The sequence below is a fragment of the Megasphaera sp. UBA4233 genome, from assembly GCF_002395615.1.
Classification (GTDB): Bacteria; Bacillota; Negativicutes; order Veillonellales; family Megasphaeraceae; genus Megasphaera; species Megasphaera hexanoica.
In genome coordinates this window covers 17,511-33,092 of the sequence record NZ_DGXL01000001.1, presented here as the reverse complement: position 1 = coordinate 33,092, position 15,582 = coordinate 17,511, and the positions used below count along the sequence as shown (strand labels likewise).

Annotated in this window: 15 protein-coding genes and 1 tRNA gene; all 16 read right to left on the bottom strand. The window is 51.3% G+C overall.

Translation table 11 applies throughout. The annotated features are described in order from the left end of the window. Positions 1 to 57 precede the first annotated feature (57 nt). Positions 58 to 134, bottom strand: a tRNA-Pro gene (locus B2U90_RS00155). 54 nt (positions 135 to 188) lie between these two features. Then, positions 189 to 686, bottom strand: a complete 498-nt coding sequence (locus tag B2U90_RS00150) for a metallophosphoesterase family protein (protein WP_170087418.1) — start codon at positions 684 to 686, stop codon at positions 189 to 191. Further along, entirely contained in the window at positions 683 to 1,273 is a 591-nt protein-coding gene (locus B2U90_RS00145; RefSeq protein WP_292016786.1) for an XTP/dITP diphosphatase, read from the bottom strand. Before B2U90_RS00145 ends, B2U90_RS00150 begins: the two co-directional genes overlap by 4 nt. 20 nt (positions 1,274 to 1,293) lie before the next feature. Next, positions 1,294 to 1,977, bottom strand: coding sequence for a coenzyme F420-0:L-glutamate ligase (locus B2U90_RS00140; RefSeq protein ID WP_059077415.1), 684 nt, complete (start codon positions 1,975 to 1,977; stop codon positions 1,294 to 1,296). Between the two features lie 13 nt (positions 1,978 to 1,990). Beyond that, entirely contained in the window at positions 1,991 to 2,533 is a 543-nt protein-coding gene (locus B2U90_RS00135; protein WP_059077414.1) for a hypothetical protein, read from the bottom strand. Between the two features lie 61 nt (positions 2,534 to 2,594). Further along, a complete protein-coding gene (locus tag B2U90_RS00130) occupies positions 2,595 to 3,017 on the bottom strand; it encodes an acyl-CoA thioesterase (protein ID WP_059077413.1) in 423 nt (140 codons plus the stop codon). Between the two features lie 185 nt (positions 3,018 to 3,202). After that, entirely contained in the window at positions 3,203 to 3,547 is a 345-nt protein-coding gene (locus B2U90_RS00125; RefSeq protein WP_075582286.1) for a YkvA family protein, read from the bottom strand. A gap of 14 nt (positions 3,548 to 3,561) precedes the next feature. Then, positions 3,562 to 4,431, bottom strand: a complete 870-nt coding sequence (locus B2U90_RS00120) for a hypothetical protein (RefSeq protein ID WP_113856553.1) — start codon at positions 4,429 to 4,431, stop codon at positions 3,562 to 3,564. 49 nt (positions 4,432 to 4,480) lie between these two features. Then, positions 4,481 to 5,233, bottom strand: a complete 753-nt coding sequence (locus B2U90_RS00115; RefSeq protein ID WP_113855996.1) for an SDR family NAD(P)-dependent oxidoreductase — start codon at positions 5,231 to 5,233, stop codon at positions 4,481 to 4,483. Between the two features lie 11 nt (positions 5,234 to 5,244). Continuing rightward, positions 5,245 to 6,021 carry a TSUP family transporter gene (locus B2U90_RS00110; protein WP_292016785.1) on the bottom strand — a complete coding sequence of 259 codons (777 nt, stop codon included), beginning with the start codon at positions 6,019 to 6,021 and terminating at the stop codon, positions 5,245 to 5,247. Positions 6,022 to 6,034: 13 nt separating this feature from the next. Next, a complete protein-coding gene (locus B2U90_RS00105; protein WP_292016784.1) occupies positions 6,035 to 7,348 on the bottom strand; it encodes a divergent polysaccharide deacetylase family protein in 1,314 nt (437 codons plus the stop codon). Between the two features lie 88 nt (positions 7,349 to 7,436). Then, positions 7,437 to 8,591 (bottom strand): MGDG synthase family glycosyltransferase, encoded by a 1,155-nt coding sequence (locus tag B2U90_RS00100; RefSeq protein WP_075582283.1) that lies wholly within the window; start codon positions 8,589 to 8,591, stop codon positions 7,437 to 7,439. 111 nt (positions 8,592 to 8,702) lie between these two features. Continuing rightward, complete coding sequence (locus B2U90_RS00095) at positions 8,703 to 8,981, bottom strand: HU family DNA-binding protein (RefSeq protein ID WP_059077406.1); 279 nt, start codon at positions 8,979 to 8,981, stop codon at positions 8,703 to 8,705. A gap of 27 nt (positions 8,982 to 9,008) precedes the next feature. Then, a complete protein-coding gene (gene mazG / locus B2U90_RS12550; RefSeq protein ID WP_059077405.1) occupies positions 9,009 to 10,535 on the bottom strand; it encodes a nucleoside triphosphate pyrophosphohydrolase in 1,527 nt (508 codons plus the stop codon). Between the two features lie 25 nt (positions 10,536 to 10,560). Next, positions 10,561 to 12,141, bottom strand: coding sequence for a putative polysaccharide biosynthesis protein (locus tag B2U90_RS00085; RefSeq protein WP_170087425.1), 1,581 nt, complete (start codon positions 12,139 to 12,141; stop codon positions 10,561 to 10,563). Next, positions 12,134 to 15,421 carry a transcription-repair coupling factor gene (mfd, locus tag B2U90_RS00080; protein WP_292016783.1) on the bottom strand — a complete coding sequence of 1,096 codons (3,288 nt, stop codon included), beginning with the start codon at positions 15,419 to 15,421 and terminating at the stop codon, positions 12,134 to 12,136. Before mfd ends, B2U90_RS00085 begins: the two co-directional genes overlap by 8 nt. Positions 15,422 to 15,582: the final 161 nt, after the last annotated feature.

Genomic DNA, 15,582 nt, shown 5'->3' with positions numbered 1-15,582 from the left:
CCACGTAACCAGCTTGGAAGGCTGACGCTCTACCATTGAGCTACACCCGCGTGCAGATGGTCGGAGCAGCAGGATTCGAACCTGCGACCCCCTGGTCCCAAGCCAGGTGCGCTACCAAACTGCGCTATGCCCCGTCAACGTAAAATATTATACACGTTATCCCATCATTTGTCAAACATGAATATACATTAATTTTGAAGGTGGTAAAATTGGATATCGGCCAGCCGGCCATCTTCTGCAATGACGATGGCATACGTCCCCTCCCGCCCGTCTCTGGGCCGGCTGATACTGCCAGGATTGACGATGACAAGGTCTTCCCGTTCCAGCAGATACTGGCGGTGTGTATGGCCAAACACAACCAGGTCGGCCCCGGCATGATGACCCCATTCTTCCAATTTCTGGAGTCTCTTTTCTCCGTACCACTGGCTGCCATGGATGACCGCAATGGTAAGGCCCGCCACTTTTACAAGGCGTCGTTCCGGCACATTCAGGTCTGTCAGGTAATCATTGTTGCCGAGGACGGCATACACGGGAACGGCAGCATAGGCTCCTAAATCTTCCGCATCTTCACAATAATCTCCTCCATGTATCCAGCAGCAGACGTCAGGAGCCTGATCTACCATCTGTTCCAGGCAGGAAAAGCGGCCATGGCTGTCACTGACTAATCCGATGCGTACCACACTCATGGCAACAGCTCCAACAGTTTTTTCAGAGCCCGGCCACGGTGGCTGATCTTGTTCTTCTCTTCCAGTGATAATTCCGCCATAGTCCTTCCATAGGACGGAACATAGAATAATGGATCGTATCCGAATCCGCCTGTACCAGCATAGAAATCACGGATAAGGCCGGAACAGGTCCCTTCAGCATGGATTTCCCGTCCATCAGGCCAGATGAGGACCAGATCGCATACATAATGGGCCGTCCGCTTTTCCGGCGGGAAAGGCCGTAATTCTTCAATGAGTTTCTGGTTATTCTGTCCGTCGTCACATTCCGGTCCGGCATAGCGTGCCGAATAGACACCAGGACGACCATCAAGTACATCGGCAATGATTCCCGAATCGTCAGCCAGGCAGGGACGGCCTGTAGCCTTCATATAATACCGGGCTTTCAGGCGGGCATTTTCCACAAAGGTCGTACCCGTTTCTTCCGGCTCCTTGATATCAGAAATGACGTCATGCACAGACACGACGTCATATTCCAATGGTTCAAGAGCGCCTTTGAATTCTCTGATTTTTCCAGCATTATGCGTCGCCAGGATAATCGTTTCTTTCATAGCAGGTTCCTTCTCCATCGTTAGTTATTTTCTTTGGCAGCGGTTTCACTTTTTTGTTCCCGCACGGCCTGGGCATAATTCTTGATGACGACAATAGGAGTCTTCTGCGATGCATTGCCAAAGGGGTTATTAATCAGGATACGGGCGATTTCCTTTGGATTCAGGCCGCGGGAATGGCCCAGTACAGCTGAACGCTTAAGGTCATTGACGTCGGCCACGCAGGCGCCATAACAGCCCATGCGTTTTTTGATTGCTTCAGCCACTTCATCAGGCTTATCCGGGCCATAGACGATGCATTTATCAAAAGGCGGCATCGTGCCCGTCACGTCATCAGTCAGCGATGCCTGGCGGCATTTGGCATACCACACGCCATTTTTGCCAACCAGTTTTGCCAAAAAACCGATGATGAACCAGAAGAGCATCTTCCATTCCCCTTCAAGGTTCATCGCCGCCTGCATGCCATAGAGACTGGCCATGCTCCCTTCACCGGGGACGAAGCGGCGCATGAGACGGCACTGCCAGGTTGGTGTCAGTTCTTCCGGGCGGGTATAGCGGTGCTGGGTGATGGCGACAACGCTTTCTGCCGAGCATACAATATCATCAGGTCCGACGATATCTTTTGCATATTCTTCTATGACATCGACGATGTCATCTTTATCAGTAAGAATTCTGGTCTTTACCGGTACTAATTCTAATTCTGCCATGTCTATTTTCCTCCTATGCTTGTTCCATAGCCCGTTTTACTTCTGAAGCTTTGAGTGTAATACGGGCCTTGTGAATATACCATTCACTGCGGGAAACGACCTGATATACCAGGTCAATGGGCATATCGGGGAAGGTCTTTAAATCTTCACGGATGGTTCCTTCCTTGCTCACCAGTTCAATCGTAACGCGGATGCGGCCCGATTCACCGGGATTGATGATGACCGATTCCCAATATCCATCGTTCCGTTCAGCTGCTTTATTTGCCAGCTGGGAGTGGACAATGACCTTGTCATACTGTTCATAAGGCAACAGGGTCCGGGGATAAAAATCCATAATCGTTCCTAGTTGTTTCCCTATATTCTTAAAGGGAACTTCTGTTTCAAATACAGCTGTACCGGCAGTCAGGCTTTTTAAGGCAAAAGGCTGGCGTCTCCGCGCTTCAATGACAAACCGGGCATCCCCCTGGTGCCAGGCAAAGAGGCGGAATAACAGATACAGTACGGCAATGAGGCCGACGATAAAGATAATGATGTTCAGCAACTGGTAGACAATCACGACACAAGACTCCTTTAGGTAAAATATGAAGTAGAACTAGAACAACGGCTGCAGAAACAGATCACATTTCCTGCTGATCTGTTTCATACATGGCTTTCAGCCTGAGGTACGGACCATCGCCAATGCGGGCTACCTTTCCCGTATCCTTATGGGTAAAAACATTCTGCGTCGTTCCTTCGGCCATGAGGCGGCCGTCCCGTTTCCGCAGAATACGGTAGGCATATACCATCTGAGCCCGCGATAACTTGACCAGGCGGGCTTCGATGACGATTTCATCATCATAATAGATATTATCGATGTATTCACAGTTTACGTTTTTAATAGGAAAAAGAATGCCTTCATCCATAAGTTCAAATAAATCGACACCGGCAGCACGCATATACTCGCAGCGCGCACATTCAAACCAGCGGATATGATTGGCATGATGGGCGTTTCCCATCATATCTGTCTCGCTGAAGCGGACCCGTTCTGTTACGCTGACCATTTTCTCCACTCCTGTCTTCACTTAAACATGCCCTATTATTTTACGCTGTATAGGAGCATTTGTCAAAACTTACCAGACAAAACCTGGCGCTTTATACTGTAAAAAAGCTGCCGCAGATGCGGCAGCCTGAAACACTATCCTCGGCGGATCTGCAATTGATGCAGACCTTCCTTCCACAGAGAAAATTACCAGTCGCAGTGAGCAAACGGAAGGATACGCCGTACTTTTTCTTTATGCTCCGGTTTGATGTAAGCCGCTGCAAACTTCAGAGCCGCCGCTACGACAGCAGCGTCATCGACCCAGCCGGCAACAGGCAGAAAATCGGGAACAACATCAATAGGCAGGATGACATATCCGATAGCACCCATAAGTACGAGCCGGACCAGTTTGGGCGTATCCTTATCCTGGATGCAATAGAAGATGGCCAGGAGCTTCGGGAGGAAATGTAGTTTTCCCTTCGTTTTACTCAGAAACCGCAGAAAACGGCCTGGCGAATAGAAACGGGTAAAAAACAACAGCAATTTCCACATAGGCACACCTTCATTTATTTTTCATCAAGAGGAATCTTGGCGTCTTCTACAGCTGCCTGTACTTTTTCATCGACAGACGGTTCCGCCGTATCGGCAGCTGGCTTTTCCCCTGCCGGTGCCGCTTCTTCCTGTGTCGTTTCTTTTACATCAGCACTGTCTTCTCTGGCTTCTTCCACATCATCGAGGACGCTGCGGCGCCGTACAGAATCAATGACTACCTGGCCCTTTTCCTTGACATCGTCAAAAGCATCAATAGCAGCGTCTTTGGCAACACTGCCCCAGCGCTTCATGAAATCTACTGTTTCATCTCCGAGCGGCACATTTTTCAGTGGATTATCACGCAATTTATCTACTTGTTCACGGGCCTTGTCCTTCCACTGGGCCATCATTTCGATGTACGGGCCCATATCGGTAGGCATGCCGTCTTTCATCCAGCGCTGTGTTACCCGGCCCAGGCTGTACGTAATACCGACGGCGACAGGGACCTGCACCGCACTGAACGGAATAAGCGTCGTCAGGAGATTTCCCGCCATACGGCTGCCCATGGCACCGAGGAAGGCAATGACAGCCCGTTCAGACAGCTTGACATTGTAGACTTTGGCAATGCGGCTGACGAGATACACTTCATTTGCCATGAGGGCGATTGTGCCAACGAGGGGAGCAATGACAATGGCTCCAGCACGGGCAGCTGCCCAGCGGCAATAGGTTTCAACCTTGAGATCAGCATCGGCAGCAGAATTTTCGATAGACTGGATTACTTCCAGGGAAGCGGTCGGCGCTACAGGCGCATGGGCTTCTTTTTCAGCTTTCATAGCTGCCAGTTCTTTTTTCAGGGCATCGATTTCTTCTTGTAATGCCTGTACTTTATCCATTTCATCTGACATAGGAATCCCCCCATTTTCAAAATACATTTTTCTTTATTTTCCCATGTTTTCACCAGCTTGTCAAACCGCCATCGACAGGAACTGCTGTAGCCGTCATATACGACGCTTCCCGGCTGAGAAGGAATACGATGACCTGCCCTACCTCGGAAGCCTCGGCCAGCCGGTATAGCGGGTACTGCTGGCGCAGAGACTCTTCCGTTTCGTCAGGATTCGCTTCCATCTGGCGGGACAGAAGCGGAGTCTTTACATCGCCGGGGCAGACACAGTTGACCCGTACATCATGAGGGGCCAGTTCCAGGGCAAGCGATTTGCAAAAAGACACAACAGCTCCTTTAGTCGCACTGTAGACTGAACAGCCGATATTCCCCTGCAGGCCGGCATCACTGCTGACCATAACAATGCTTCCCTGATTTTTTTTCAATGGTTCCAGCGCTTCCCGGCAGAGATATATCGTACCGTAGACATTGGTGGCAAACAGGCTCTCTACGTCCCTGGCCGCAACATTTTCCAGCAGCTGTTCTTCATAATACCCGGCCGATGTTACCAGCCCGTCCAGCCTGCCAAAATGATGCAGTGTCTCCTGAACGATACGGCAGCACGCTCTCTCGTCGCTTACATCTCCCGGTACAAACTGGCAGGAACCGGGAAGAGACTGAAGATGTGAAAGAGCTGCCCGGCCCTTTGCGACATCCCGTCCATTGATGACGACACCGGCCCCTTTTCCCAGGAGGATCCGGGCCGTTGCCAGACCAATACCGGACGTACCACCGCTGATGAGAATGACTTTATCTTTCCAGTCCATACGCATACACCTCAGAATAGTCCTAAATACTGCAGAATCAGTTTGCCTATGAGCAGCGTCGTCACAGTCATCATGACGACGCGGACGAAGCCGCTGCCCCTGCGGATAGCCATACGGGATCCAAAAAAGGCGCCGATGAAAATGCCCAGAGCCATAGTCAGTCCATAAGCATACAGAACTTTTCCCGAATAGATGAACAGGCAGAACGCCGTAACATTGCTCACAAAATTTAGCACCTTGGCATTGCCGGCGGCCACGACGAAATCAAATCCGATCATGGCAAAGGCGATGATCAGGAATGTTCCCGTGCCCGGCCCGATAAAACCATCGTAGATACCGATGGCAAAGGCAAAAGACACAGCCTGGATCAGCTTTTTCTTCGTTTCTCCCGTATAGGTGCTGGCCGCCCCAAGGTCCCGGCGGCTAAAGACAAAAATAGCTACGGCCACGAGTGCGGCAATAACCAGGGGCTGGAGCACAGCTGCCGACAAGTGAAGCATGAGCAGGCATCCCAGGACAGCCCCGATGAACGTAAATGGCACGAGTTTCTTCATGAGACCCGTATCTACTTTTCCAGCCCTCATGAACTGGACGGTACTGATACCGCTGCCAAAGGTGGCAGCAAATTTATTGGTACCGATGGCATAATGGGGCGGCATCCCCATGGCCAGAAAAACAGGCAGGGAAATGAGTCCCCCTCCGCCGGCAATGGAGTCGATGAATCCCGACAAAAAGCCTCCGCACAATGTAATCAGCAAATACTCCCAGGAAAGGGAAAGAAAATCCATATTCAAACGACTCCTATTCCATCAAATCTGTGGCAAAGACCAGGTCGATGCCTTCATTATGCAATTCGTCTATCATTTCACTGATAGCCTGTGCCGTATTCCAGCGGCAATGACCGATTACGATGGCACTGCCGTTTTCACGGGCAATTTGTCCAGCCTGGCGCAGGCGGCTCTTGACAGCATCGACGCTGGCATCGTTGTCGATAAACAGGTTATTGCGGCTGGTCACGACACCCATGGCCCGGGCCGTCTGTTCCCCAACAGATGTACTATTAGTGCGGCTGTCCAGGTATGCCAGGCCGCGGCTGTTCATGACCTGCATGACATCTTTCATGATCCGGCTGTCTGATGTTGCCAAAGACCCCTGATGATTATTCATGCCGATGGCATGGGGTACCTGATCCAGGATTTCATTGGCCGTAGCTTTTACTTTGCTGTCGCTCATATCCGTTCCGATATAGACCGATTCTGATGACGGAACTCCCTGGGGCTGCATGGGCATATGAACAAAGATCTGCCGTCCTGCCCGGTAGCCGCTGTCGGCACTTTCTGATGTATGAGATTTATACGGCATGACGGCATAGGTCAGTGGAATGGGCATAGCATTGAACTGGTTCAGGATATCAAGGCTGCTTCCGCAGTCATCAATGACGATGGCCAGCCGTCCCCGTACTTCTGACGGATGCTGTTGGCCGGCCGTGCTCTTCTTTTCTTTCACACTGGCCAGGTCCTTATCTTTTGCGTTCAGCACGGCTTTCTTTACGGCCTCTTGTGTTTCTTTCGCAGCTCCCGGTTCGGTGACATACAATTTTGTCACGACGAGATAGACCTGTTCCTTATCCAGCATGTCGAATAAGGCGATGTCATATTCTGTAATGGTACTGCTGCCAGCTTTTTTCGTATCCACCTGATACAGGACAGCTTTTCCTCCACTCTTGGCAAGTTCCCTTTCCAGACTTGTCCGCGAAAATTCTTTATCCGGTACGACTTCGACCTGTTTCGTCGTCCAGCGGATTTTCCCTCCTGTCGCCCGGCGGTTTTCTTCCCTGTTTTCTGTCTTCAGGACTGTCACTGAAGCATGTTGTGCCTTCAGCCATGTTTCCACGGCATCCTGCAGTTCGCTGGCCGGTCCGGTATAATCAGCATCGACACCATTATCCTGTACGCTGTCTATACGGGTCATTTCTTCATCGGCCTTTTTTTCCGTATTGCCGTTGAGAAACCACCAGGCCCCGGCACAGAGGGCGATGAGCAGCACCAGGACGGCAAGCGGTCTTGCCAGGAACGAACTTCCGGAAGAGCGCCGGCTCCGTTTACGTTTTATCATATGTCTTCCTCCATAGTAAAAAGCGGAGCCGCTTTCATAGCAACTATCTATGAACAGCCACTCCGGTTTCTCTCATTTCTGAATCAAATCAGGCTTTTGAATATTCTTCTGTCGTTATATCCAGTTCCGGCTCAGCACTGCCATGAAGCAGCTCCAGAACGCGCCGCCCTATGATCTGTGCCCCGTTGCGGTGGCAGGCAAGGCTTGATGCGGACATTTGCTGCAGTGTTTCCGGCGATCTGAGCAGCTCGGAAACAACCGCTGCCAGGTCATCTTTCGTTTTGACCCAGCGGGCGCAGCCCTTGCTCTGCATATAGGTGGCATTGGCTTCTTCCTGCCCGGGAATAGGACTGTACAGCACGATGGGCACCTGAACAGTAGCCGCCTCCGTGCAGGTCAGGGCTCCTGGTTTGGTAACCAGAAGTGAGGCCCGTACCATCAATTCCGGGATGTGATTGGTATAACCCAGGATTTCCACATGGTGATGCAGTTCCCGCCGCATCTGGCAGAGTTCATCGTACAAATCAGCATTATATCCTGTTACGACAGTAAAATCACCTACATCAGGAAGCTTATCCAGAACAGATAATGACTGGCGAATCGACCCCATGCCGAGGCCGCCGCCCATGATGAGGACGTTGCGCCGTCTTTCGTGGTCTTCATCCCAATGCCAGCGCTGCTGCTGGAAGGTATTGCGTACAGGAATACCGGAAACGACGATTTTTTCAGCCGCCACATGCTGCTCCATGAGCTGCTGTTTCAACTGGGACGTCGCTACACAGTACAGATCCATTTGCGGATAGACCCAGAGCTGATGGATGGTAAAGTCCGTAATGACGCCAACCAGGGGAATCTGCAGGCGGTGCTGCCGTTTCAATAAGACTGCCGCCCCTGCCGGGAATGGATGAGTAAAAACGATAATGTCGGGATTCTTGTCCGCCAGCACGCGCAACATACGGCGTTTCAATCCCCACGAAAAAAGTGTTTTCACTACCATGCCTTTTTTATAACCCTGGGAGGAATAATACATCAGATCATAAAGCATGGGAAATACATCGAGTATTTTCAAATACGTTTCCTTGACAATGTTGTCGATAGAAAGCACATCATTGGATATGAAATCAAAGTGTTCCACTTCGCATTCTGCCGGCAGGGTTTTCAGATATTCTTCTATAGCATGTGCTGCCTGAGTATGACCGCTCCCAATAGAAGCTGACATGATCAGCACTTTTTTCTTCGTCATCCTGATTCCCTCTTTCAGACGGATAGTCCTACTAAATTATATATCCATGGTACGACAAAATGCAAGAAAAGAAAAGAGCCGTTTCTGACTGCGGCTCTTTTTCTCATTGACTTATTTATTGTTAACCAGATCTTTGAGCTGTTTGCCCGCTTTGAATGCCGGTGTATTGGAAGCGGCAATCTTGATGGTTTCTTTAGTCTGCGGATTGCGGCCTTCCCGTTCTTTGCGGTGACGTACTTCAAAGGTACCAAAGCCGATAATCTGAACTTTGTCATCCTTCTGAAGGCTTTCGCTGATAGCTTCAAATACAGCTTTTACAGCTTTTTCAGCATCTTTTTTCGTGATATCAGCTTTTTCTGCTACACTGTTTACTAATTCGGTTTTATTCATTGTAAATCCTCCTTTGATTTGTTACATCTATCGTTTCCGTCTAACAGGAGTTCCCGCATCTTTTCGTTCTTCCCGCTTCGCCTTTTGCCAGAAGCCATCCAGCTCATCCAGGGAAAATTCAGACCAGTCTCTGCCCGAAGCACGGACACAATCCTCTACATAGGAAAATCTGCTGCGGAACTTGTTGTTAGCCCGATGTAACGCACACTCCGGTTCTATGTCATATCGCCGGCATAAATTGGCCAGAACGAACAGGACATCGCCTGCTTCTTCCTCCATATGATCCCTGTCACCTTCAGCCACGGCATCCAGGAATTCCTGCCATTCTTCGTGGACTTTGGCTACCACTTGTTCAGCCGTATCCCACTCAAATCCTTTTTTTGCAGATTTTTCCTGAAGTTTATAGGCGGCAAGGAGTGAAGGAAGGCCTTTGACGACTCCATCGAGAAGATGGTCGTGCTGCTGGCGTCGTTCGCTCTGTTTCAATCTATCCCAGTTTACCATACTCATATGCCTGTTTTCAAGGGGTTTATCCGTAAAAACATGGGGATGGCGGCGAATCATCTTCTTTGTTACATCGTTTACAATATCCTGTGCTGAAAAAAGGCCTTCTTCTTCAGCTATGCGGGCATGGATGACGACCTGATACAGAATATCGCCCAATTCTTCCCGGATACCTTCTATGTCGTTCTGATCTATGGCATCGAGCATTTCATACACTTCTTCGATGAGGAACCGTCGCAGGGTCTTGTGAGTCTGCCGTTTATCCCAGGGGCACCCTCGTTCGCCGCGCAGGCGTGCCATGACCTGTACCAGGGGATCGAGATCAAAAGGCATCCCCTCTTGCGGCGTTTCTCCATCCTCTGACACCACATCCCCTTCTACCGGCGGCACAGGAAGAAAGAGACTGGTCAGGTGGTCAATCTGGTCACAGCGATCCAGTTCATAAAGCTTTATCGGCCGTATCGATTCGTCAGGAAGACTGACATGATACACCAGCTGTGCTTCATATTCGTCACCGTAAATATCCATCAAAGACAGTTTCAAATCCGATGCGACGTGGCGGTCGTATACCTGGGTCACGATAAGGGGCGTGCGGATATCACGCGGAACCTGTCCGGCATCGGAACTGTCGATAATGGTCACGCCGTTTACCGGGTCAAAACGGAGCCGCGTGTACATGACTTCGAGGAAACTCATCCCCGGATGGACTACGACGGGGATATGACGTCCCGCTCCCTCTTTTTCCAGCATAAGTACCGTCCGTTCCGCTACGACGGGACTACCCGGCACGGCATAGACGACATCTCCTTCCGATGCCCGGTCCAGCACATAATCAGTAATGCCCTGATAGACGCTGTCAAAAGATGTCCCCTGTTCATAAAAACGGTCCAGTGCCTCGTAGGCAATATGTGCTTCATCGAGCATAGAAACAGACGGATGCACAGCCGTCCGCAGCAGCAGGCAGCGCGCTTCCTGCATAAGCCGGAAAGCCGAAAGTGTAATCAGGCCGGCATCTCCCGGACCCAGCCCGACAATATGTATCGTTCCCATAATCAGCCTCTTTTCCATAACGTCATTATTCCAGTTTTTTTACCCAGCTATATATACGGGGCCCCAATACGGGGATTTTAGCAACATCCTCAGTGGCGATAGCCCGGAAGGCAAACAGACAAATGAGGTAAATCAGTGCTGCCATTCCCATAGCGGCGACCGTGGCCAGCGCGTCAGGAGCTACTGCCGACAAACCTTTGTGGACAAACCAGGCTGTCCCGGCCATGGCCGCTGCCGCCAGAAATAGTTTTCCTATATAAAGCCATTGTACGGCATAGCGGCAGTAGCGCCGGGCAAAATATAAATTGAGTGCGGCAGCAATAGCCAGATCGGCATTGGTCGCCCAGGCGGCCCCTACTTCAGCCAGCCAGGGCAGGGCCGTCAGATACCAGCTCAGGGCGATTTTGACAATGGCCGCGGCGGCCATATTATACAGAGGAATTGCCGTACGGCCCAATCCCTGCAGGAGACCACCCGTGACCTGCTGCAGGCCGATGAGGAACACTGACAGTCCCAGGACACAGATGGAAGGCCCTGCAGCCGGTGTCGCATAGAGCAGCCGTGAAATAGGCACGGCCAGTACAGCCAGTCCCAGGGAAGCGGGAATAGTAATCAGGCAGGCAATGCGCATGGCCGTATGGGTCCGCGCCAGCACCAGATCTCTTCTGCCACTGGCAAGGGCGGCCGAGACTGCCGGGACGAGACTGGTAGCAAGAGCCATAGTCAGGATAGCCGGCAGCTGCACCAGCCCGTTAGCCATGCCAGAAAGATAGCCGAACAGGGCCGTAGCTTCATGAGCCGTGTATCCGGCAGCAATGAGACGGCGCGGCACGATGAACAAATCAATACTGGCTACGGCTGGCAGCAGCATATTAGCTGCCGCGACCGGAACGGCAAGGACAACCAGGCGTCTGATGACAGTCAGGACGTGTAACGGTGCAAATGTTCCTGTATCGGGTAGCTGCTCTTTTTTTTCATGGCGGATGTACAATGCGGCGATGATACAGAGTCCAGCCGCTGCACCGGGGACAGCGCCAAAAGCAGCTCCGGAGGCAGCCGGTACCAATCCATATGGCAAAAGGGCCCAGGCCAGCGTAAGCATGACACACACCCGGACGAACTGGTCCAGCATCTGGGACAAAGCTGTCGGAGTCATGAGCTGCAGGCCCTGGAAATAGCCGCGAAAGCAGCAGGTCAGGACAGATAAAGACAAAGCCGGAGCCAGTACGACCAGAGGCCAGTAGGCCCGTTCATCACTGACAAGCCCCGTAGCAATGAGTGCGCGGGCTCCCAGCACCATGCCCAGACCGCACAAAACGGCAATGACAGCCATGAAAGCCAGAGTAACGTGAAAAATCCTCCGCGTACCGCTGTAATTGCCCCGGGCCGCCTGCTCGGCCACCATGATGGAGACAGCAATAGGAATGCCGGCGCCGACGATACTGAGCAGCAGGATATACATGGGATAGGCCATCTGATAGAGACCGATTCCCTCACCGCCCAGAAGGCGGGACAGGAGAATGCGGTTCACGCCGCCCAGGATTTTTACGACAATCCCGGCAACGGTGAGCACCATAGCTCCCCGCAGGAAAGAAACGTTAGCCAAGGGAATTCCCCTTTCTCACTGTGTTGAAAGACGCAAAAATCTGATCTAAGAAGGTCAGGATATCTTCTACCCCGGCAAGACCGATCCGCAGCATTAGGGGCATACCCGGTACCGTACGGAACCGGCGCCGCAGCGGCCCTGTCAGCTCTGCCAGCGGTGGCATATCCTGCAGGCTGCGCCACTTTAATTCCAGCGTGTCCCGTTTTTGGGCGATGAGTGTAAGGCCCAGGCTGCGTCCCGTAAGACGGATCCGCGTCGCGTGGAGCAGCGTCTCTACGGGACGGGTAGGACGACCGTAGCGGTCCAGTAGTTCTTTTTCCAAATCATTCAATTCTTTTTCGTCAGTAATAGTGGCCAGACGCTGATACATTTCTATCTTCTGTCCGCCGTTGCTGATGTAGGCATCATCGATAAAGGCATCAATATGCGTTTCCATGACCGTTTCCGGTGGCGGCAGTTCATCACTCTGTCCTTTCTGGGCTTTGGCAATGGCTTTTTCCAGCATGCTGCAGTACATGGCAAACCCGACACTAGCAATATTGCCATGCTGTTCCCGTCCCAGGAGATTGCCGGCACCGCGGATTTCCAAATCGCGCATGGCTATTTTAAACCCTGAGCCCAGTTCGGTAAATTCCTTAATTGCCTGAAGACGTTTTTCTGCCACTTCCGACAGGACTTTATCCCGGCGGTACAGGAAATAGGCATAGGCCATGCGATGACTGCGGCCGACACGGCCCCGCATCTGATACAGCTGGGACAGGCCGAAATGGTCCGCATCATAGATGATGATCGTATTGGCATTGGCCACATCCAGACCGTTTTCGACGAGGCTGGAACACAGGAGAATATCATAGCGGCCTTCATAAAAGTCGAACATGACCTGTTCCAACAGTGTCCCGGCCATCTGGCCGTGGGCGATGCCGATAGATAAATCCGGCAGTAATGCCTGAAGCTGGTCTTTCATTTTTTCGATGGAATCCACCATGTTGTAGACAAAAAATACCTGCCCGCCCCGGTGCTTTTCCCGCATGACCGCGTCACGGACAATACGGGCATCGTATTCGGTGACATAGGTCTGGACGGGGAAACGGTCTGTCGGTGGCGTTTCGATGACACACATCTGGCGCAGATTGACCAGGGACATATGAAGCGTACGTGGTATCGGCGTCGCGCTCAGAGTCAGCACATCGATATGGGCTGCCCAGGCTTTCCATTTTTCTTTCTGGGCCACACCAAAACGCTGTTCTTCATCGACGACAAGCAACCCCAGATCTTTAAATTTCACACGTTTATTGAGCAGACTGTGAGTCCCGATAAGGACATCGATTTCTCCGGTCAGCGTCCGGCGCAGGATGTCCTTCTTTTCCTTTTGTGACCGGAACCGGTTGAGAACATCACAGTTGACACCAAAATTACGGAACCGTTCCGTAAAAGTCTGGAAATGCTGCTGGGCCAGAACTGTCGTCGGGACGAGGACCGCAACCTGTTTGCCTCCCATGACGGCTTTGAATACGGCCCGCATGGCGACTTCCGTCTTGCCAAAACCAACATCGCCACAGACAAGACAATCCATCGGGAATGGTTTTTCCATGCTCTTTTTGATTTCTGCTACGGCTTTCAGCTGATCTTCCGTTTCTTCATAGGGGAACGCATCTTCAAATTCTTTCTGGAACGGCGTATCCGGCGGGAAAGCAAATCCTGGGACGATTTCACGCTTGGCATAGACTGCAACCAGTTTTTCCGCCAGGTCCGTAATCGATTTCTGCGCCTTTGCCCGTGTCTTCTGCCAGTCACTGCCACCCATCTTGTGCAGTTTTGGCGTATCACCTTCATTACCGATATAACGCTGCAGCAGATTAAGCTGGTCCGTCGGGACATACAAGATATCTTTTCCGGCATAATGGATTTCCAGATAATCTTTATGGACGCCGTCGATTTCTATGGTCTTGATGCCGGCGTAGCGGCCGATGCCGTGGACTTCATGAACGACATAATCGCCGGCTTTGAGATCGGTAAATACGTTGATTTCCTGCCCTTTCTGCACGTGATGGCGCAGGCGGTGCTTCTGCATGCCGTAAATATCCCGTTCAGATATGACGACTAACTTGGCATAAGGCAGTTCGAACCCATTTCGTATTTCCCCTTCTGCCAGGTAAATCTGGCTGGCCTCAAGGGGTATCGTCTCTTCGTATGCAGAAACGGAAAATCCGTTCTGGGCAAACCAGCTTTTCAGCGTCGCAATCCGCTGGCGGCTGCCGAGTACAAAAAGAATCGCATCGCCGCTTTCCTGCCAATGCGAAAGTTCATCGTGAAGCAGGTCAAACTGTTTCTGGAAACTGGCCATGGCCTTGGCAGAAAAGCTTGCCGACGAATCTATCATCATATCCGGTACGGACTGAGCCATGAGAGACAGGACAATCTGTGTCCCCTTTCGTTCTGCACCGGACAGAGATCGCCATGAACAGAGCCATTCTTTGTAATCGGCGCTTTCTTTCAGGAATTTCTTTAAATTTTCCCGGCAGCGGTTGGGTTCATCCCAGATAATAACGCCTTCGTCAAGATAATCGAGGATCGTATGTTCTTTGTCTTTATCGCCATCTATAGCAAAAGGAAGGATACGGACCGTATCGGTCTTATCGAGGGATTTCTGGCTCGACGCATCAAAAAAGCGCAGGCTTTCCAGTGTATCGCCGAAAAATTCCAGACGGAGCGGCTGTTCATAGTTTACGGCAAATACATCGATAATATCACCGCGCACAGAAAAATGACCCCGCCGTTCGACCATATCGACCCGTTCATATCCGTCATCTGCCAGGCGCCGGAGCAGCGTTTCCCGTTCGTAATCCTGACCGGCAGATACGTTAAACGCTGCTGCATTGACATGTTCCGGCGCCGCGATGAACTGGGCCGCTTCTTCTATCGTCGCGACGACGACACAAAAAGCATGACTGCAGAGTGCCGCCAATACTTCCATCTGCCGGGCTGTCCGTTCCATGCTCTTTGCCGTCGTTGAAAATACGGCCCGGTCCCCTAAGGGAAATGTATAGACGGGTAAATCCGCGGCAAAGAACTGCAGATCCGTCTGCCAGGCCGTTTCCTGCTCTTTCGATGGTACAATGATCAGAGCCGGTTTTCCCGCAGCCATGACAGCCCGGGCGGCAAACGACGTTTTGACCGATCCTCCGACACCGTATATGCTGTGGCACCCGGGCTGGACAAACAAGTCAGCACAGGAATGTATATTGGCATCCTCGTTCATGCGTTGAAAAAAAGTATTCATATTACACGACCTCATAGAAAACGGGGCCTTAGTAAAAAATCCCTAAAGCCCTTTTAGTAAACAATGTTCAAGTGACGTTTCATTATATCATAGAACGATTTTTTTTTAAAGACACACTTGGCCCATTCAAAAAAAAGAGGCTGCAACAAAATGGGCTTTTA